Source organism: Candidatus Limnocylindrales bacterium (genome assembly GCA_035571835.1).
Taxonomy (GTDB): domain Bacteria; phylum Desulfobacterota; class Binatia; order UBA1149; family CAITLU01; genus DATNBU01.
Genome location: DATNBU010000011.1, coordinates 51,269 through 71,617 on the forward strand (window position 1 = coordinate 51,269; position 20,349 = coordinate 71,617).

At 64.7% G+C, this 20,349-nt stretch carries 17 protein-coding genes and 1 riboswitch; of the genes, 7 read left to right on the forward strand and 10 right to left on the reverse strand.

Annotated elements, in window-relative coordinates:
* Positions 1–110 precede the first annotated feature (110 nt).
* Positions 111–194, forward strand: a riboswitch (ZMP/ZTP riboswitch).
* A 34-nt stretch (positions 195–228) separates the two neighbouring features.
* Both glyA and VN634_04225 read left to right on the forward strand, forming a co-directional pair.
* A complete protein-coding gene (gene glyA, locus VN634_04220) occupies positions 229–1,491 on the forward strand; it encodes a serine hydroxymethyltransferase (GenBank protein ID HXC50065.1) in 1,263 nt (420 codons plus the stop codon).
* A 251-nt stretch (positions 1,492–1,742) separates the two neighbouring features.
* Complete coding sequence (locus tag VN634_04225) at positions 1,743–2,519, forward strand: hypothetical protein (protein HXC50066.1); 777 nt, start codon at positions 1,743–1,745, stop codon at positions 2,517–2,519.
* A gap of 12 nt (positions 2,520–2,531) precedes the next feature.
* Here the strand turns inward: VN634_04225 and VN634_04230 are convergent, their stop codons facing one another.
* The 4 genes from VN634_04230 to VN634_04245 all read right to left on the reverse strand — a co-directional run bounded on the left by VN634_04230 (position 2,532) and on the right by VN634_04245 (position 5,809).
* The gene (locus tag VN634_04230; GenBank protein HXC50067.1) at positions 2,532–2,897 is read right to left on the reverse strand and encodes a DMT family protein; all 366 of its coding nucleotides are present in this window, start codon (positions 2,895–2,897) and stop codon (positions 2,532–2,534) included.
* 62 nt (positions 2,898–2,959) lie between these two features.
* Positions 2,960–3,376, reverse strand: coding sequence for a hypothetical protein (locus VN634_04235; GenBank protein HXC50068.1), 417 nt, complete (start codon positions 3,374–3,376; stop codon positions 2,960–2,962).
* Between the two features lie 45 nt (positions 3,377–3,421).
* A complete protein-coding gene (locus VN634_04240) occupies positions 3,422–3,988 on the reverse strand; it encodes a VOC family protein (GenBank protein ID HXC50069.1) in 567 nt (188 codons plus the stop codon).
* 18 nt (positions 3,989–4,006) lie between these two features.
* A complete protein-coding gene (locus VN634_04245) occupies positions 4,007–5,809 on the reverse strand; it encodes an FAD-dependent monooxygenase (protein HXC50070.1) in 1,803 nt (600 codons plus the stop codon).
* Positions 5,810–6,257: 448 nt separating this feature from the next.
* Between VN634_04245 and VN634_04250 the strand changes: the two genes are divergently transcribed.
* Complete coding sequence (locus VN634_04250) at positions 6,258–6,431, forward strand: DUF1328 domain-containing protein (protein ID HXC50071.1); 174 nt, start codon at positions 6,258–6,260, stop codon at positions 6,429–6,431.
* 208 nt (positions 6,432–6,639) lie between these two features.
* On the opposite strand, the gene VN634_04255 is transcribed toward VN634_04250, so the two are convergent.
* A complete protein-coding gene (locus VN634_04255; protein HXC50072.1) occupies positions 6,640–6,894 on the reverse strand; it encodes a hypothetical protein in 255 nt (84 codons plus the stop codon).
* Between the two features lie 390 nt (positions 6,895–7,284).
* Between VN634_04255 and VN634_04260 the strand changes: the two genes are divergently transcribed.
* Entirely contained in the window at positions 7,285–9,072 is a 1,788-nt protein-coding gene (locus VN634_04260; protein ID HXC50073.1) for a tetratricopeptide repeat protein, read from the forward strand.
* On the opposite strand, the gene VN634_04265 is transcribed toward VN634_04260, so the two are convergent.
* Positions 9,061–10,548: a radical SAM protein gene (locus tag VN634_04265; protein HXC50074.1), complete on the reverse strand. Its 1,488-nt coding sequence runs from the start codon at positions 10,546–10,548 to the stop codon at positions 9,061–9,063. The genes VN634_04260 and VN634_04265 overlap by 12 nt on opposite strands.
* A 143-nt stretch (positions 10,549–10,691) precedes the next feature.
* On the opposite strand from VN634_04265, the gene VN634_04270 reads away from it, so the two are divergent.
* Complete coding sequence (locus tag VN634_04270) at positions 10,692–11,963, forward strand: glycosyltransferase family 87 protein (GenBank protein ID HXC50075.1); 1,272 nt, start codon at positions 10,692–10,694, stop codon at positions 11,961–11,963.
* A 78-nt stretch (positions 11,964–12,041) separates the two neighbouring features.
* Here the strand turns inward: VN634_04270 and VN634_04275 are convergent, their stop codons facing one another.
* The 4 genes from VN634_04275 to VN634_04290 form a co-directional block, all read right to left on the reverse strand.
* A complete protein-coding gene (locus VN634_04275; protein HXC50076.1) occupies positions 12,042–13,952 on the reverse strand; it encodes a hypothetical protein in 1,911 nt (636 codons plus the stop codon).
* A 160-nt stretch (positions 13,953–14,112) separates the two neighbouring features.
* On the reverse strand, positions 14,113–14,433 hold the full coding sequence (locus VN634_04280; GenBank protein HXC50077.1) for a 2Fe-2S iron-sulfur cluster-binding protein: 321 nt from the start codon (positions 14,431–14,433) through the stop codon (positions 14,113–14,115).
* 65 nt (positions 14,434–14,498) lie between these two features.
* Complete coding sequence (locus VN634_04285; GenBank protein ID HXC50078.1) at positions 14,499–15,725, reverse strand: FAD-dependent oxidoreductase; 1,227 nt, start codon at positions 15,723–15,725, stop codon at positions 14,499–14,501.
* A gap of 39 nt (positions 15,726–15,764) precedes the next feature.
* Positions 15,765–17,033, reverse strand: coding sequence for a cytochrome P450 (locus VN634_04290; GenBank protein HXC50079.1), 1,269 nt, complete (start codon positions 17,031–17,033; stop codon positions 15,765–15,767).
* Between the two features lie 202 nt (positions 17,034–17,235).
* On the opposite strand from VN634_04290, the gene VN634_04295 reads away from it, so the two are divergent.
* Positions 17,236–17,820 carry a zf-TFIIB domain-containing protein gene (locus tag VN634_04295; GenBank protein ID HXC50080.1) on the forward strand — a complete coding sequence of 195 codons (585 nt, stop codon included), beginning with the start codon at positions 17,236–17,238 and terminating at the stop codon, positions 17,818–17,820.
* A gap of 161 nt (positions 17,821–17,981) precedes the next feature.
* On the forward strand, positions 17,982–20,333 hold the full coding sequence (locus VN634_04300; protein HXC50081.1) for a hypothetical protein: 2,352 nt from the start codon (positions 17,982–17,984) through the stop codon (positions 20,331–20,333).
* Positions 20,334–20,349: the final 16 nt, after the last annotated feature.

Genomic DNA, 20,349 nt, shown 5'->3' on the forward strand with positions numbered 1-20,349 from the left:
GGGCTCCGGAAACTACGGCTGACGGCGCGCCGCGCAAGCTGACCCTCAAGGCCGGATCCGATGCGGCAATTAACGTCGTTGCGTACGACCCCGCTCCGTCCTACGATCCCCTCTCCCTCCGCGACTGGCGAACCCGTGGACTAACCACAAGGAAACGGAGGGCGATCGTCCCGCCGCTCGCCTGGGCAACTTCAAAAAAACGTTCTCGACGTTTGTCTGGAGGTTGCCATGCAGGATTTCCGTCAGCTGCTTTCGAAGACCGATCCCGATGTTTACCGCGCGCTCGTCGGTGAGGAACAGCGCCAGCGTGAAGGCGTCGAGCTGATCCCGTCGGAGAACTACACGTACCCCGAAGTTCTCGCTGCGCTCGGCTCTGTCTTCACGAACAAGTACTCGGAAGGTTATCCCGGACGCCGCTACTACGGCGGCCAGACCTATACCGACCAGATCGAAGAGCTCGCGCGCAGTCGTGCGAAACGCCTGTTTCGCGCCGAGCACGCGAACGTTCAGCCGCTTTCCGGGTCGCCGATGAACCAGGCGATCTACTTCGCGTACCTGAAGCCGGGCGATACGGTGCTCGGCATGGACCTTTCCCACGGCGGGCATCTGACGCACGGAGCGCCGGTCTCGCACATGGGAAAGATCTTCAACTTCGTGCGCTACAAGACGCGCGTGGACCAGCAGGGCGCGATCGATTTCGACGAGCTGCTGCGTGTCGCGAAAGAAACGCGTCCGAAAATCGTCCTGTGCGGCTACAGCTCGTACCCGCGCGACTACGACTATCGCGCGTTCAAGTCGGTCGCCGACGAGGTCGGTGCGATGACGATGGCCGACATCGCACATATCGGAGGTCTCGTCGCCGCTGACGTCATGCGAAACCCGCTCGATGCGGGCTTCGATTTCGTGACGACGACGACGCACAAATCGCTGCGCGGACCGCGCGGCGGCATGATCCTGTGCCGCAAAGATCATGCGGCCACGATCGATTCGTCGGTATTCCCGGGCCTGCAGGGCGGGCCGCACATGAACAACGTCGCTGCAGCGGCGATCACGTTCGAGAAAGCATTGCAGCCGGATTTCAAAGTCTACACGGAACAGATTCTGAGAAACGCAAAGACGCTGGCGGAAGTCTTTCTGCACGAGGGCGTCGAGCTGATTACCGGCGGCACCGACAACCATCTGCTCGTCATCGACACCATCGCGAGCTTCAACCTCGACGGCAGGCGCGCCGAGGAAGTACTCGACCGCATCGGCATCACGACGAACAAGCAGGTGATTCCCGACGATCCGCGCCCGCCGCTGCGGCCGAGCGGCGTCCGGCTCGGAACTCCTGCGTGCACGACGCGAGGCATGAAAGAGCCAGAGATGGAGAAGATCGCCGCCTGGATGATTGACGCGCTTCGCCACGCCGACTCGGAAACGCATCTCGATCGACTCGCCGGCGAAGTGAAGGCGCTCTGTTCGAGATATCCGGTACCGGGCCTGGAGTAGTCTTCTGTAAGCGGAACAGGGCGGCAGCTCCGTTGTTGAGATTGCGCCTCGGCCACGAAGCTATCCTGCGGCGCCTCGTGTGGCGTGACGTGCTGGACGATGCTTCAGCCGGAACAAACAACTCAGCTGCGCCGCGGGTGCTTGCCTTCTCCAGATCGGTCCTGTCTACCGGCCCTCGAGCGGAACACGCCACGCTTAGAGCGAATCAGGAGGGCCGGATGAACCCCATGCTTCGATCCTTTCCAGTTCTTATGACCGTGTTGCTCGTCATTTCCGCGCAAGCCGGCCAGCCGTCGCCGTACATTACTCCCCAGCCGTACGTGAGATTCTTCGACAGTCCATTCTCCGTACAGCACGACTACGATTTCTGCCTGGAGACGTTTGAAGACGGCACATTCGACGTGCCGGGTACGACGGGCGACGGCAGCGTTCTCGGCCCCTCGTCGAATACCGATTCCGTCGACGATGACGATGGTGTCACGGACGGATTCGGCAGAGACGGGCATTCGTATTTCTCCGGGAGCGGGACCATCACCTTCACGTTCACTGAAGGGCGGACCAACGGTTATCCTACCAAGCTTGCTGTCGTATGGACGGACGGCGGTCCGGCGACGCCTGTAACGTTCGAGGCATTCGGTCCGGATGGACAGTCGTACGGAGTCGCGGACGCGCCGTTGCATGCCGATCTCACGAATACCGGCGAAACGGCGGAAGATCGCAGCTATGCGATCCAGACGGCAGCAGGGATCTCAAAAATCACGATATCGAACGCGATCGGCGGCATCGAAGTCGATCATCTCCAGCTCGACCGCTGCATCGTCTGCGGTGACACGAATCAGGACCTGCACGTTGCTGCTTCCGATGCGCTCGTAGCGCTGCGAACCTCGGTCGGAACGGGTACGTGCCGGCTGTGCATCTGCGATACCAACAACAGCAACTCTGTATCGGTAAGCGACGCTCTCGCGATGTTGCGGAAGTCGGTTGGACTTGCGCAGGGGATGAACTGTCCCGACTGCGTGTTTCTCTGAAGTGTTCGGCGTTCAGGAACCGACGACCGGCGCGCCCCGAAACACAAAGTACACCGCCCCGCAGATACACAGCGCCGCCCACAAGTAGTCCAGCTTCGGCGGCTGCCGCATGTAGAAAACCGCGAACGGCACGAACACCGACAGTGTGACGGCCTCCTGCAGGATCTTGAGCTGCCCGATGTTGTACTGCGTGAAGCCGATCCGATTGGCGGGCACCTGGAACAGATACTCGAGCAGCGCGATGGCCCAGCTGACGAGCGCCGCAACGATCCACGGCTTGCTGCCGAGTTCGCGAAGATGCGCGTACCAGGCAAACGTCATGAAGACGTTCGAAATCGTAAGCAGGATGGCTGTCTGAACGATGACGGGAATGCTCATGGCGACAACTTACATTGCCGCGCATCCCGACCGCAATTCCGCCTGCGCGTCGATTGGCGAAATCAGTGCGTTCCTTCCTGGCATTTCTTGTACGCGAAGCCGACGACGCGGATTTTGTTCGCGCCTTTGAGGGAATGACGACAGAAGACGGTGGGGGAAAAGCGGTAGTGACCGCGGAACTGGACATCCCGTACGCCGTCTCCACCTTTGGCCCTCGCCTCGGCGATCAGGTCCGCCACGGCCAACGCGGCCAGCTCCGAGCAGTCGATCTTGTCGACGCGGATTTTTTCGATTCGGCCGAGGGGCTTGCCGCACACGTAATCGCGCTTGTCGTAGATCGACGCATCTTCCAGCTCCGGGTGCTGGATGTAGTTCAACTCGCCCCGGACGTAGCGGTGGCAGCCTGAAACGACCGCGAAAATCAGTGCTGAGATGAGAATGCTATTTCGCATGGTCTGCGGCTCCGGGAGTACCTGCACCGCAGGCTATCCGCCGGCCGAGCCTCAAGCCATGCCTTGGTGCTCTTACTGTGCCGCGGTCGCTCCCTGCTGCACGAGCGTTTCGACCGGAACCCCTTCCTTCCACATGCGCATGAGCACATCGGGATCATACCCCACGCCGATCGGATTCTCTTCGAACGCGCCGCTGTGAAACCAAGCGTCGAGCTCCTCGTTGGTCGCGAAGTTGTCGATCTGAAGCTCGACACGATTTCCGTCGGGGTCGCTGTAGTACATTGACGTCGTCGGTCCGTGGTTGACGCACCAGGCCGGCTCGATGCCTTCGCCCTTCAGTCGTTCGTAAGTCTGGAGGAGCTCGGCGAGCGATGCATAGGTGAACGCGACGTGGTCCAGCCCGGCCGAGAGCGGGTTCAGGTCGGCAAGCTGGGGAAGATTGATGAACGCAACGCGGTGATGCTCCTCGTCGTAGGTAAGGAACGTCAGCATGGCGTCCGAGAACATGGTCCGCGTGTTCAGAACCGTCGAATACCATTTCACCATCGCGTCGTAGCGCGGGGTGCGGAAGACGAGGTGGGCGAGCTTGGCGGGTGCGATCGCTCGCGCCGAATCGTTGGAGCGGTTCGTCGTTTTCATTTCATCCTCACTACGTCATCACGCTGCCGTTTCTTCTAACCCGGCAAGCATCGGCCGCGACAGCAAAGATGCAAACGTCTGCGCAAGAATGCCGAACGCCGCATGCGGCGCCGCGCCATCGGCCATCCGCCACCCCACGTGGCCGTCCGGACGCACGATCAGGGCGCCCCCGGTTCGCAGACCGCTGACCTCGGCCCAGGCGCCGGACGCGTCGCAGAGCTCGCCGGCATCGCCCGATCGCGACGTCGCAATCACTGCAACGCCGAGGTCGATGCCGGCGCGCCGCACGAGCTCACGCGCCGCATCGATCCACGCGGTACCGTCCGGGTCGGTCATCAGCGTAAAGCGGCCAGGCTTCGCCAGGTCGAGCGTTGACACCCGGCGGCCTCGCTTTTCGACCCATGCATGCGGAAGCCGCGAGCCCGGGCACGCCGACGGCGAATAGACGCGTACGTCGAGCGGCGGCGCGATGGTCCCATCGCCAACGATGGCGCCGGCCTCGTAGCGGAATCCGAGATCGAGCCCGCCAAAGTCGAAATGCTCGGCCTGCGACTGGATCACTTCGCCGAGCGCGTGGCGTTTTGCGACGGCCTCTTCGCGGTCGCCATCGATTCCGAAATCCATGACTGCCACGTCGTCGCTCATGACAACGGCCGGATCGACGGGCGCCAGCGTCGATACGCCGAGCACCATGTCGACCTCCATCATGCGCATCGCGTTGCGCACGCTCTGGTCGCAGTTGATCTGCGCTACCGGGCGCCGCTCGACTTCGTAGCTGTCGAGCAGTCCTTCGCCGGCGTCGCCGCGTACGACGGCAGCAATCTTCCACGCAAGATTGTGGGCGTCCTGGATGCCGGTGTTCATGCCGAGACCGCCCGACGGTGGAAACCGATGCGCGGCATCGCCGGCGAGGAACACGCGCCCGCTGCGATAACGGTCGGCAATCTGTGCGCTCATGTTCCAGTTGCCGATCGACGTGACTCGAAACTCGGCCGAAGCGTCGCCGATCGCTGCGGCAACGAGGCGCTCGGCAACCGGCATCGGGAAGTCCTCCGCCGAATGCGCCTCATCGTACGGGACCATCAGCGCCCACGTCCGCGCGAGATCGAAGCCGATGATCACGCCGCGTGTCTTCGCGCCGGCAATCCAGAACAGCGGGCCGGTGCGAGCGCCGATCCACCGATCGAGGTTTGCTTCGAAGTAGATCGACACGAACTTCTGAAGCGACGCGGGCCCGATGAGCTCGATGCCGAGCCGCGAGCGCGTGCGGCTGCCGGCGCCGTCGCAGGCGACAGCCCACTTTGCGTTCGTGCATTGCTCGCTGCCGTCGGGCTGGCGGACGGTGAGCATCACGCGGTCGCCGCGCTCCTCGACGGCCACGACCTCGCAGTTGAAACGGACCTCGCTGCGAGCGCTTCTGCGCACCAGGTCGCAGAGCAGCGGTTCGAGCCGGTTCTGCGCGAGATTCGCGATCGACGTCGGGCTGAGCGCGAGCCGCTGCGTAAGGCCTGCGGGGGAATCCCCCTGGAGCGAGATGCGGCCGAGCTCGCGCCCGGCAAGGCTCTCGCACCACGTGACCCAGCGAAGGAGCAGCGGCGACGCAGCCTCGGCCTGCACTTCCTGCTCGATCCCGAGCCCGCGCAGAATCTCCATCGTCCTCGTATTGATGACGTGGGCCTGGGGATCGCGGTGGAGCGCCGACCGCCTTTCGAAGACGCGGCTCGTGACGCGCTGCCGATCGAGCAGGGCCGCCAGTGTAAGCCCGACCGGGCCGGCGCCAATGATTGCGACGTCGATTTCGGTGGTGAGTGAAGAGCTCATCGGAAAAACCGGAGAGGCCTATAGCAGCGAACCCGCCGTTGTCTAAGAGACGCGGCCGGCCTCTCGGCGGCACCCCGCTGCTACCATCGGCCTTAACTTCATGCTCGCCACCGTTCGCTCGTGATGTTCTGCTCGAGCCCGTTTCGCTAACCCGCGATACCGCTTGCGAAGCGGTGCGCCACCACCGCGACGCGAGTTGCGCTTGCGCAATTCCGCAATTGACCCGCCTGCGTGACAATCGTGCATTGTCGCACGCATGTTTCTGCCGATTCGTATCACCCAGGCAGGTTCTTCGACCTTACTAACCGTTCTTTCGCGGCCTACAGTCGAGGCATGAGTCGCGACACACACGAGTGGGCCGGCGTACATGTCGCGCCGACACTGGTCGATGAAGCGGACTCGGCGCCGCGGTTGCCGCGGCGACTAACATCGAAAGAAGGAGCTCACCATGCTGCACTACGCTGTAACGTTCTTCGTGATTGCACTGATCGCGGCAGTGCTCGGATTCAATGGAGTGGCCGGAATGTCGGCCAATATCGGCTGGCTGTTCGCCGTCCTGGCGGTGGTGGTGCTCGCAGTGGCGCTGGTGTCGGGACGACGCGGCATACTTCCGCCGCCGTAAACGTTCTTCGCGACTCCGGATGCGTGCTCTTCGGAGTACTTGTTGGAACGACGATCTGTTCGGTCGTTTCGCATCCGGGGTTCGCGGCGGACGGCACGATCTCTGCCGCTAGCCTGGGCGTCGTCGCAATGCTGCTCGGAAGCCTTCGCGACTCGCCTTCCCCGCACTGACACCGGAGGCTCTGTGAAGAGCCTCCGGACAAGCTCTGCTAGCGCCGCGAACGACCCTTCGGCGCCGGCGCAAGAACTCCTCTCTCGATCGCCTCAGCTTCGGCGCGCAACTTCTCGACGCGCACCTGGAGCTCTTCCAGTGTCTCCGGCTCGTCGCCCATGATTTCGGCTTCACGCAGGTGACGAAGCTCGTCCGCGGTGATCGCGTTCGGGTCGGGGCAAACAGCGGCCAGATCGAGGCGTCGATCGACTTCGACAAACGACGGTTTCGGCGAGTTGGGGAGCCTGGGCATCGGATCCTTTCGTATTTCCAAGAGTTGAGCTTCCGGTCCAGGGCCCGCGTGTGGGAGTTCGACGCGGTTCTCGTCCCGCGGCGACCCGGACCTCACACTGTTGTACGGGAACTACACGAGCGCGCGCAGTCGGAGTTCTACGTGCGTATTCTTACCGGGACCGGACAACCACGTAGTTCTACGTACAAACCGACAATTGAATCCAGCCGGAATCGATCAAAAATTTCGTGACAGCACGTCAAAGCGCCGTCCATCGGCTCACCCGACGTTGCAGGGCGCCGCTGCCGTTCGCTGCTCGCGCTATCGAGCTCCGCGCCATTGCTTCGTTTCCGTTGGCATCCCTCTCGCTGCTGGTGGCGGGGCATCTGCGGCGCTGTTAGACACTCCCGCATGCCCCGCGCGCCTGCCGCTCGACCCGGCGTGTCGTTCCAGCGCGTCGCTGTCGTTGCCGCCATCGTTTTCGCAGTGCTCGCGCTCTACGCGCCGGTGCGCAACTACCCCTTCATCAACCTCGACGACAACGAGTACGTCACCGACAACCCGTTCGTGCGCACTGGGCTCAGCGGCGAGAACGTCGAGTGGGCGCTGACGGCGTTTCATTCGGGACACTGGCATCCGTTGACCTGGCTTTCGCTGATGGCCGACTGCCAGTGGTCGGGTACAGCTCCGGGCGCGCTGCATCTGGTGAACGCGCTGCTTGGTGCGGCGGCCGCAGCGCTGCTCTTTCTCTGGGTCGAATCGGCGACGGGCTGTTTCTGGCGGAGTGCATTCGTTGCGGCGCTGTTTGCGTTGCATCCGTTGCGTGTCGAATCGATCGCGTGGGTCGCCGCGCGCAAGGACGTGCTGAGCGGCCTCTTCCTGATGCTGGCCGTCTGGGCGTGGGTTGCGTACGCGAAGAACCCATCCTTGCGGCGCTATCTGCTCACCATGCTGGCGTTCGCGCTCGCTCTTCTCGCCAAGCCGACGGTGGCCATACTTCCGTGCGGCCTGCTGCTGCTCGACTTCTGGCCGCTCCGGCGCCGGAGCTTTCCCGGCTTGCGCGGTGCAGCTTCGATCGCCGTGAATCCACGAGAGGTCCCGGTGGGATGGCTCATTGCAGAAAAGCTTCCGCTGGTGGCGCTGGCGGCGCTGACTCTGCGCCAGACGTGGGCTGCGCAGCATGCCGCAGGCGCGGTCATGCAGGGCTATCTGCCGTTCCCGACGCGCGTCGCAAACACTTTCTGGCACTACGCTCTCTATCTCGACCGCACGTTCCGGCCGCTGGATCTCGCCGTGTTCTACCCGCTGCAGAAGGTGCCGTCGGCGAACGCGGTCGCATCGGCGCTTGGTCTCGTGCTGGTCACGATCCTTGCATGGCGCGTGCGCGGGAAGCTCCCGTATGTCCTCGTCGGGTGGCTGTGGTTCGTCGGCACGCTGCTTCCGGAAAGCGGAATCATCCAGTTCGGCGGCCAGGCAATCGCCGACCGCTATTCGTACATTCCGCACATCGGCCTGTTCCTGATGTTGACCTGGGGTGCGGCGGATCTGTTCGAGCGCTGGCAGGTACCGCGCGCCGCGATCGCCGGCGTTGCGGTGCTTCTGCTCGGCGGCCTGGCCGCGCGCACGAGCGACCAGCTTGGCTACTGGTCGAGCAGCGTCGCGCTGTTCGAGCGGGCCATCGCCGTCACCGATGGCAACTACATGGCGCACAACAACCTCGGCGTCGCGCTCGACGATCTCGGTCGCGAAGAGGACGCCGCAAAGCACTACGCCGAAGCCGTACGCATCAATCCCACGTGGCCCGAAGCGCTCAACAACTACGGCATTGCGCTCGCGCGCCGCGGTCAGTTCGGCGAAGCGCGCAGCCGTTTCGAGGAAGCGCTCCGCATCCGTCCGGCTTTCGCGAAGGCCGAGAACAACCTCGGTACCACGTACGGACGCGAACAGAATTTCGACGAAGCCATCGTGCACTACACGCGCGCGCTGGACCTTGACGGATCGTATTTCGATGCGCGCTACGCGCTCGGCGATGCGCTCGAACGGCGCGGACGCTTTCGGGCTGCCGAGGTGCAGTACCGGGAGGCGCTCGCGCTTCGCCCCGGCTTCGCTCCGGCCGCCGCAGCGCTCGCACGGGTTCAGGCAGGAATTGCGGCGGCGACCGGTCAACCACCGCAGTTGGGAATCGGTTCAGCGCGTTGAATCCGTAGCGCTGGCGGCTCTCCACGGGCGTCTCGCGCGCTTCTCCGATCCGCGCGGCCATCGCCGCAGCCAGCGATCCGACGCGAGCCCGACCGACTTTCGCGCGAGCGACGCGATGACGGCCGGCCGCGCAAAGTGCCGCAGCATCATCGCGCGCGCGCGACGGGACAGTTCGCCCGGAGCGAGCGTGTGGGATGCAAGCGCGGGCTCGGCCTGCGCCCGGGGCGACGCGATTGACACCTTTTCGGCCATCACGTCGTCGTAGTAACGCGTGCCGGGATACGGATGCGCATGATGGATCGTCAGGAGATCGGGCCGCACGACGCGCAGGAACCGCTCGGTTTCATCGAGCGTTTCGGGCGTGTCCCACAGAAATCCGATCATCACGTAGCCGAGCGAGACGATGCCGTGCGCGTCGCAGCCTCGCATCGCCGCTGTCGCGCGCTTCGCGTCGGGCATCTTCCGCACTTTCTGACCGATCGCGCGGCTTCCGACGTCGATGCCGAAGCTGACGCCGTAGCAGCCGCCCCGCCGCATCGCAGCCAGCACGGCATCGTCCACGCATTCGACTCGCGTCGTCGTAACCCAGCGCGCGCCGGGACACTGCTCGGCAATCGCCTCGCTCGTGGCGATGGCCCAGGCACGGTCGAGCGAGAACGTGTCGGCGCGAAGATAGAAATAGTCGATGCCCGTCCTCTGCACGGCCGCCATTTCGGCTGCCACGCTTGCAGGCGAGCGGTGGCGCGCACGGTCGCCGCTTACGCTATGGACGAGGCAGTACGTGCACGGAAACGGACAGCCGCGCTGAACGCGCACGGTCGCTTGCGGAGCCCCGAGGCCGCGGACCTGGTAGATCGACGAGTCGATGACGGTGCGATCCGGCCATGGAAGCGCATCGAGATCCTCGGCAACGGCCGACGGATGAGGCGAAACGATGCGGTCACCGTCGCGGTAAACGGTTCCGCACGCATCGCGGAACCCGCAGCGCACGATCGACTCGAACACGAGCTCGTATTCACCTCGCACGCAGAAATCGACGGCCGGCTGGCGGGTGAGAATCTCTTCGGCGAGCACGTAGCAAGGCGCACCACGAAGCCCGATCGAAAGATCGGGATGCCGCTCGCGGATGCGCGCGGCCCACGCGAGGTCGTCGTCGAGCGTACCGAAGGTTGCGACGAGCACGACCAGATCCGGACCGATGCGCTCGATCGACTCGAACGTCTGCGCGGCCGAAAGCCCGAGCGCCGGCGCATCGACCACGAACGGCTCGGCGCCGGCATGGCGGATCGCGCCGGCCGCTTCGCATTCCTCCATAGGAGGCCGCATCGACGGGATCAGCTCGGGGCTGAAATACGACTGGCAGCGATCCTCTCGGCAGAACGCGCCGGTCGGACAGATGAGGAACAGCACGCGATGGTAGAAGAGCGGCTGCGCGCGCATGCCGCCGTCACTAGCGGAGTCGTCTCCGAACGGCAATGGCGTCGTTCATTGCCTTAACGCGAAAAATCCCGGAGCAGTTGCGCTCGATGTGGGCCGGCTCGCCAGGATCCGAGTGCACCGGGGTCGCCGAGACCACGCTGCCCAGCGCGCGCACCGCGTCGCAAAAATTCGTCTGTCTTATGGCGGCGGCATGTCTGCTGATGCTGGCGAGCGCATCGTTCGTCTGGTTCTTCGACTGGAGCAACTCGAGGCCGGACGTCACGGCGTACTGGGATGCGGCGCTGCGGTTGCGACACGGCGAAGCGCTGTACGTCCCGCCGCCGCCAGGGGTTTCGCCGAAGGCTTACCTGTATCCACCGGCATTTGCCGTGCTGTTCTCGCCGCTGACGCTGCTCGCTCCGGTGACCGGCTATGCGGTCTGGATGGCGCTGCACTTCGTGTTTCTCGCCGTGATGGTTGTTGGATGTATCCGCCTGGCGAGAATCCGCGACGCGCGTTCGCTGCTCGTCTACGCCGGGCTGCTCGTTGCCTGGCTTCCGGCGCCGGTTGGAGGCGACTTCCAGGAAGGGCAGACGAACCTGCTGGTCGCGTGCCTCGTGGTCGTCGGATTGCGATGGATCGAGAACCGGCGATGGCGGGCGGGCGCCGGCATGCTCGCGTTCGCCGTGCACATCAAGCTGCTGCCGATCGTGCTGTTCGCGGCGCTTCTTGCGCAGCGCCGCTATCGCGCGGTCGCAGCCGGCATTGCCGCAACGACTGCGCTCATCCTGCTACCGGCCGTCGTCACCGTTCCGCGCGAAGGGCTGACTGCGGGAGTCGGCCATGCGATCGCGATGCATTTCGATTACGTGCGCGTCGTGCTCGCACCGGCGGCGTTCGACGCGAAAGTTGTCGGGGCGGAGCAGTTCTACGTCCTCAACAACTCGATCGTCGCCGTGCTGCACAGGCTCTTCGGCGATGGCGTGGCGTTTTCGCCGTTTCCGGAGCTGGGCGGATGGCACGGGCCTCTGCTGTTCGCACTGCCGCGAGGCGCGCTGCGACTTGTCGGCGGCATCGTCGGTGCGCTGCTGGTTGCGGCTTCGCTCGTGTTCGCGCGCCGCTCGGCGGATTCGCCGACGGGACGCGTAGCTGCGTATGCACTTTGCCTCGCGGCGATCGAGCTCGCGACACTCAACTGCTGGGAGCATCACCTTGTGTTTGTCGCGCTGATGCTCGCGCCGCTGGCTGCCGGGCAGCACGAACCGCAGCGGCGGCTCCTTGCACTGAGCGCCGCCGTTGCGGTGCTCTGGACCGGGCCATATCTGCTGCATCCGATCGCGAGCGCAGCCGGGATCGAAGCGTTCGGTGCGGTGCTTTCGACGGTTCGGACCTGGGGTGTGCCGACGCTGGCGGTGCTTGTTCTGGCGACTATCGTCAGCGGCCAGAGCGGGCGCGCGCTGCTTCGACGCTAGAAGCGACAGCCAGCCGGCGAAAATGCTGCACGCCGGAGAGTCGGGGACAGCCCGGTTCTCCGGCGCGAGCGTTAATTCCTACGGCAGAACGGTGCGCGTGCAGGGTTCGCACACCATCGACTGTTTGCTCACTCCGAGATGGAGCGTGCTGCCGTCGAGGCTGATCGCATCGATGATGGACGTCGCAGAGAGCGCGGGACCGGTTGCCTTGTAGCAGCACTGATGCGCCGTCGAGTCGGTGACCGCCGCAGCGCCGAGCGCCACCGGTGCGCAGTACAGTGCCGGCTTGCTGACCTTCACGCTGTCGGTGGCGAGGCCATCGGTCACGGCGAGACTGTCCAATGCAGAGAAAGCCGGGTTCTTGAGATCCTTGACCTTGTAGCAGCGCAGCGACTGCTCGGTCGACGCGCTTCCGCCGCACTGGCTGCAGACAAGCGCCTGCTTGCCGACGGCAAGCTGCACGGTTCCGAGGTGCGCGCCGGTGACTTCGACCGACACCGGCGAGGCCAGCTTCGCGCCGCTTTCCTTGTAGCAGCACATCGGCGCGTCCGGATTCGATACCGGCTCGGCTCCGAAACCGGCCGGCGAGCAGAACATCGCCGGACTCTTGATGTCGATGGTGTCCGACGCGACGACCTCGTCGCTGGCCGATACGTCATCCTGCGCGGCGAAAGCCGGAGTCTTCTGATCCTTCGCCTTCCAGCAGCGCAGCTCGTTGCGGCTTTCGCACGACTCCGAACCGGCCGACGGCTGGTAGGTTCCCGCTTCGCACGCGAGGCACGTCGACGACCCGGACGACGACACGGTGTGCGGATCACAGTCGGTGCATGCCGCGCTCGTCGTTGCGCCGGCGGTGGTTCCGTATTTTCCGGCCGAGCAGTCAGTGCAGACCGTAACGCCAGTGGCTTCGTTGTAGCTTCCGGCCGAGCAGTCGGTGCACACGGTCGAGGCGAACGTATTGCTGAACTCGCCCCTGCCGCAGTTCTGGCAAGCTGTTGAAGCGACCGTATCGCTGAATGTGCCGGGATTGCAGTTCGCGCAGAATGTTGCACCCGACGAATCGCTGTACGAGCCCGGCGTGCAGCTCGAGCAGCTCGTCACGCCGCTGGTCGAGCTGTACTTGCCTGCGTTGCAATCGGTGCACGCCTCGCTGGTGGTCGCGCCGGCGGTGGTTCCGTATTTTCCGGCCGAGCAGTTGGTGCAGACCGTGACGCCGGTCGCTTCGTTGTAGCTGCCGGCCGAGCAGTCGGTGCACACGGTCGAAGCGAACGTGTTGCTGAATTCCCCCTTGCCGCAGTCCTGGCAATTCGTTGAAGCGACCGTATCGTTGAAAGTCCCGGGATCGCAGCTCGAGCAGGACGTTGCACCCGACGCATCGCTGAACGTGCCCGGGTTGCAGCTGGAACAGCTCGTCACACCGCTCGTCGAGCTGTACTTGCCGGCGTTGCAGTCCGTGCATGCCTCGCTCGTGGTGGCGCCGGCGGTGGTTCCGTATTTCCCGGCCGAGCAGTTGGTGCAGACCGTAACGCCCGTGGCTTCGTTGTAGCTGCCGGCAGAGCAGTCGGTGCACACGGTCGACGCGGCGGTATCGCTGAACTGTCCCCGGCCGCAATTCTGACAGAGCATTGCACCGGACGAATCGCTGAACGTGCCCGGATTGCAGTTCGCGCAGTAGGTCGACCCGAAAGTGCTTGTGAACGTTCCCGCGTCGCAGCTGGAGCAGGTGACCGTGCGCGACGAGTTGGAGTAAGTGCCGGGGGTGCAGTTGGAGCACGTCGTGGATGCGACGTCGTGGCTGAAGGTTCCGGCGGTGCAGTCGTTGCACGTCGTACGCGCCGCCGCCTCGCTGTACGTGCCAGCCTCGCAAGGCGTGCACGGGTCGTGACCGGTCGGGCTCGAGAAGCCGGGTTCGCAGTCTGCGCCAAAGGCTGTGGAAGTCCCGAGCGCCATCGATGCCGCCAGGCAGAGAGCGAGAGTAGAATTTTTCACGTGCCCCTCCGTTTCACGACTGAACCAGTTCAGGACCGAACCAGCATCCGACGGCCCGACCGCCATCGAGCAAACGCGGAGCAAATGCTCTATCAGCCTGCTTCCAGACCGGCAAGGGAAGAAACCGGCAGAATTCGCGAATCTGCGGCGAAAGCTCCGCCTAAGACTGGCTCTCCGGGGTTGTGACTTTCAGCCCGTCGAGGTCGTCACTGACTTTGATCTGACAGCTCAGCCGCGAGTTGTCGGCAACGTTCGGCGCGAACGCCAGCATCGAATCCTCGGTCTCGCCGCGCGTGCCGACTTTCGCCAGCCACAGCTCGTCGACGAACACGTGGCAGGTCGCGCAGGCGCACTTGCCGCCGCAATCGGCGTCGATACCGGCCACGTTGTTGCGCCTGGCCGCCTGCATCACCGATTCGCCGCAGTCGGCCTCGACGGTCTGCTGGTTGCCGACGTGGTCGGTGAAAATGATCCTGGGCATTGGTCCTCGCTCCTCAGGCACGGCATCTGGCCGTGCTTGCTCAGGCACGGCATCTCGCCGTGCTTCTAGACTGCATGGGCGGCTACGATCTGTTTCATCGACACGTCGGTATCGCCAAGCAAAGCCGGATCCGGCCGGGCGCCGCGTGCGATGAGCTGCTTCGATGCCATGAATTCCATCGGGCTGTTTACCGCATCGGTCGCTATCAGCCGGCCGTCCTTCAGATAGAACGCGGCGAACCTGCGATCGGCGGGGTTGCCGCGAACGACGATGTGGTCGTGACCTTCGCTCAACCCCGCAATCTGCAGCTTGAGGTCGTACTGGTCCGACCAGAACCACGGTACGTCTTCGGCCGGTCGCGGGCGGCCGAGAATGGCTGCGGCTGCGAGCTTTCCCTGCTCGATGGCGTTGTGGACGCTCTCCAGGCGGCCGGCGCGCTCGTAGTGGACGAGCGGACGCCGTGCGCAATCGCCGGCGGCGAATACGCGAGGATCGCTCGTGCGCGCATCGCGATCGACGACGATGCCGTTGTCGCATTCGATCCCGCACGCGCGCGCAAGCTCGTCGCACGGCTGGATGCCGACGCCGACGACGGCGATATCGGCGGCGATCTGCATGCCGTCGGCGAGTCGCGCTCCCTCGAGCCGTTCGCGCCCTTCCAGCGCCGCGAGCCTGGCGCCGCAGCGGATGTCGACGCCGCGCGAGCGATGCTCGCTCTCGAAGAATTCGGAGATGACCGGGCCGGCGACGCGCGCGAGCACGCGCGGCATTGCTTCGAGCACCGTCACGTCGAGCCCGCGCAGCCTCGCGACCGCTGCGACTTCCAGACCGATGTAGCCGGCGCCGACCACGAGCGCGCGCGCACCCGGCACGAGAGCTTCACCGATGCGGCGCGCGTCGGCCATCGTGCGCAGCTCGAAGACGCCGGCGAGCGACACGCCGGCGACCGGAAGCGCGCGTGGGCGCGATCCGGTTGAGAGCACCAGATTGTCGTACCCGACCTCACTGCCGTCGGACAGCGAAACGACTCGCTGCGCGCAATCGATCGCATCGGCAGCGACACCTGTCTTCAGCTCGACACCGTTGTCGCCGTACCACGCGGCGGTCTTGAAATAGAGGCCGGCCTCGTCGAGCTCGCCTTTCAGGAATTCCTTCGAGAGCGGCGGCCTCTCGTACGGCGGAGCGGGCTCGTCGCCTACGAGCGCGATCGTGCCGTCGTGCCCCCACTGACGAAGCGAGAATGCGACCTGCGCACCGGCCTGACCGGCGCCGACGATGACGATACGGGTCATGATCTGCGTGGTGCCGGCCGGAATGCTCCGGCAGGTCGCTTACGCCGCGGGAATCTCGACCATCATGCGGCTGTATCCCTTGACGAAAGGGTTCGGTACCCGCTCCGGCTCTTCGAGCACTTCGATACGATCGAAGCGCTGCATGATCTCCTCCCAGAGGATGCGAAGTTGAAGATCGGCCAGGCGGTTGCCGACGCAGCGGTGGATGCCGAAGCCGAACGCCATGTGCTGGCGCGCGTTCTTGCGGTCGACGAGAAACGCGTTCGGATTCTCGAAGATGGCGTCGTCGCGATTGCCGGAAACGTACCACATCGCCACGCGGTCACCCTTGCGGATCGTCTTGCCGGCAACTTCGCAGTCGGCAATCGCCGTGCGCCGCATGTGCGCGAGCGGCGTCTGCCAGCGGATGATCTCGGAGACCATGTTGGGAATGACGCTGCGATCGCGGCGCAGCTTGTCGTACTGGTCCGGGTTCTTGCTGAGCGCGTAGAGGCCACCGGTCATCGAGTTGCGCGTGGTGTCGTTGCCGCCGACGATCAACAGGATAAGGTTCCCGAAGTACTCACTCGGCGTCATGTTCCGCGTGTTGTCGTGGTGGGCCATCATCGAGACGAGGTCACCGCGGCGCTCGGGAGAATTGATGCGCTCGTTCCACAGGCCCGTGAAGACCTCGAGGCATTCGAGCATCTCGCGCTCCCACTGCTCGCGTCCGCCGGGACAGATCGCCTCGTTGTGCTCGCCGGTCGCGACGTCGGACCAGCGCGTGAGGCGCCGGCGATCCTCGAACGGAAAATCGAACAGGGTCGCGAGCATCATCGTGGTCAACTCGATCGACACGGTGTTGACCCAGTCGAACGCCTCGCCGCGCGGAAGGGTGTCGAGAAGGGTCTGGGTTCGTACGCGGATCAGCTCTTCGAACTTGCGCAGGAAATCCGGTCCGACGATCGGCTGCACGGTCTGTCGATGCGCGGTGTGTTTCGGCTCGTCCATCGTGATGAATCCGGCCGGAAACTGCGGATCGGCATCGTAAAGGACGATGCCGCCGTTGTGGACGTCCGACGAAAACACCTTGTGGTTGGTGTCGACGGCCATGATGTCGTCGTAGCGGGTGATCGACCAGTACGGTCCGCAGAAGCTGTCGGGGCAGTAGTGGACGGGATCCTCGGCGCGAAGCCGCTCGAAACGGTCCCAGAACAGGTCGCGCCGCCAGAGCTCGGGATCGGCGACGTCGAGCGTCGCAAGATCGACTTCGGCCGCCGGCGGAATCTCCGCTCCAAAGTCGTAGTGAGTCGGATGAAGCTTCGCCATGGTGCCGGTCCTCCCCGCGGAAACTGAAAGCAGACGATGCTGTGTGAACCGCTTTCGCGGCAGCAGGTCAATCGTCAAAAATCCCGCGAGGTACATCGCCAACGCCCCGTCACGGTGCTAGACATTTGATGCACTGCGCCCGACGCAGCCGTCATCCACAGCGGGACACGACGGCCTCGGGAAACGATCGGGAGGGGAAGACATGAGCGAGACCAGATACCACTGTCCGCAATGCAGGACGCCGCTTGCTGCTCTCAAGGAAGGCGACTTCGACGCCTGGCAATGCCCGGAAGGTCACGGGATCGGTGTGACGCTGACCGAAGCGTACGGTCATTTTCAGGATGACGAGATTCACGCGATCTGGACTGCGAGCAAATCGGCTCCGAAATCCACGCTGAAGTCCCCGGTGCTCGGATCTCCGATGGTTGCCGTGACGGTCGTCGTCGACGACGACGAGATCGAAGGAAACGAAGGTCCCGGAGCCCATCTCGTCACGCTCGACGTGGCCCCCGACGAACAGTTTCTGTGGATCCACGTTGCCGACTTCCGCGGCATGCCGACGGATCTGCCGAATCCGCCGCCGTCGGCCGAGCAGCGCGCCCGGCTGGATGAGCTGGGCATGGAGTCACGCGCGTCGATCGGCCGCGACCTCGACAGCCGCGAAACCGACGAGAGCAGGCTCGGCTATCGCGTCGGATCATGGGCGGCGGCAAAGCTGCACATGACGGGCCTCGTCAATCGGTTGGGCGCGTCGGCGAAGGCGCGCATGAACAAGCCTTCCGCATAAGGCTTTCGGCGCCTCGCGCGCGCCCGGGCAATTCGGCCAAACGTCGGCAAGCAGCCGGCGGCTCCTTCAGAGGGCTTCTCCGCGCCGTATTGACAGACTTGTAAAAAGCCCGCTAGCTAGGTCGCAAGCCAAAGAACCAGGGGAGGGAACGAGGTGTCGGAATGCGGCATATCGCCCTGGGAGGAGCGGGCAAGCGTGCGGCTTTGCTCGCCATTTGTGTATCTGGTGCGGGTCTGGCCGTCTTCGTCGCCGGCCGCGGGGAGGCGTTCGCGTCGACGGACTGCGCGTCGGCCATCGACCGCGCGAGCGTCCGCTATGAATCGCGGATCCACAAGGCGCTCGCCGACTGCGAGGTCCGCGCCGCGACCGGCGCCGGATGCAAGACCGACAAGCGTGACGCGACACTCGCGAAAGCCCGCGACGGGCTCGCGTCGCAGTTGTCGGCGGCGTGCACCGACGAAGACCTTGCCGGTCTCGGATTTCCCGCCGCCTGCGGCGACGACACGGGCGGCACGTTCAGCGCAGCCGATCTGACCGACTGCATCGCGTCGACGCATCGCGATGCCATCGATGCCGCGGTCGCAATGGAAGTTCCCGGGAGCTCCGAGCCGCTCAGCGGGAACGCTGCGGGCTGCCAGAAAAAGATCACGCGCGCGTCGCAGTCGTTTCTCAAAACCAATCTCGACGCTCGCCAGCGATGCGTTGCCGGCGGCGATGGTGCGGAATGTTTCGAAGAAGGGCCGGCGACCGGGAACAGCGACGCCGACGCGACGCTGGAAGAAGCGGGCTCCGAGCTGACGGACGCCGTCGAGCGTGCCTGCGCCGATGTCGACCTGGCTCTCCTCGGCTTTCCCGCCGATTGCAATGACGATGCCGCACCGTTCGAAGCCGACGAGCTGGCCGTATGTCTGGTCGACACGCACGATGCGATCGCGCGCTCGATGCTCGAGAGCGAGCATCCTGCCGCGGCACCGGCAACGACGACGACGACAACCACGTCGACCACGATGACGACGACTACCACGACCATGCAGCCGTCGCTGCCCAATCTGCTCAGCATCGTTGCACCGTATGGCGATGCCGATGGCGACGGCTTTGCCAACAACGTCGAGCTCGCTGCGTGCTCCAACCCGGCCGATGCCGCGAGCACGCCGCTCAGTGACCACAGCCTTTGCGCGAACCAGACGATTTTCTCGGACACGCTCGGCGATTCGTGGGGTTCGACGAACCGGCAGACCGATCCGACCTACACGCTGGCCGTCAATCTGACGGTCGCACAGAACGCAGCGGATTGTTCGGCGTACTGCGCGTCGGCAACCAACATCGGATCGCCGCAGGCATGCGAAGGCGTATGGCCGTGGAGCGGAGATCCCGAGTACGCGCACTACACAGCCGGCCGCACCGTGGAAGTGAACTTCCCCGACGAAGACGGAAATCGTCTGCACGGAACCATCTTCCTTCCGCCCGATGTCAGCTGCGCGCCGACCGACGAGCCGATCTGCGACGGCATCACCGACGCGGTCACCTGCAGCGGACCGGGCGGCAAAACCTATCCGGCGGTCGTCATCTGCGACGGCTTCGTCGGCTCGCAGCGCATGTACTACTGGGCCGGCGAGCGCCTCGCCGAGCAGGGCTTCATTGCGATGGCGTTCGACGTGTCGGGCCAGGGCCTTTCGCAAGGCACGTTCCCGAACGGCGACGCGGGCATTGCCGACGGAGTCGATGGGAGCGTCGGCGGCGGATTCGCTCGCGATCAGGGCACGGCGCTCAATTTCATGGTGAGCGCGGCCAATCCGGTGCGCGACCTGATCCGCATCGACCCGGCCGTGATCGTCAACCAGGCGCCGGGCGCCGAGGATCATCTCGAGCCGTACGTGCTCGGCCTCGCGGGCCATTCGGCGGGTGCGACTGCAGCGATCGCGTACCAGCAGTCGACTGCGCCGGCGTATCCGGTGCGTGCGCGAGCGGTGGTGGCGTGGTCGCATTTCGATGCCGACGGCACCATCGGCAACGTACCGATCCAGCTTTTCACCGGAGACAACGACAACGGCTTCATCCAGCCGCCGAGCACGGACAACCGCGAGCCGGAGATGCAGAGCCGCTACAATCGCCTTGCCGGCGACCGCAATCTCGACGGCACGACGGACTTCGCACCGCACGACCGCCAGATCATCGTCACCGAAGCCGGCACGCATCTCGACTATTCGCACGTGCCGTGGGCCTACACGCCGAGCTGGGACGAAGACGTCGAGTATCACTACACGCTGGCGTGGTTCGACAAATACCTGAACGGAAACATCCGGCGGCGCATGGCGCACGTGACGGGCGGCGTCATCCAGAGCGTCGATCGTTACGGCGACTTCGCGCCGTGCGACAGCGGCGCAGACTGCTACAGCGCCGACGAGCGGCTCAAGATGAGCCACGTGCACCTGTCGGACCTGTGGTGCTCGCGCTACGACATCGGCGCAGCGTCGTCGGGGAGCATGAAAGGCGGGAGCTGTCGCATCGAGTAGCGCCGTTGGGCAGGCC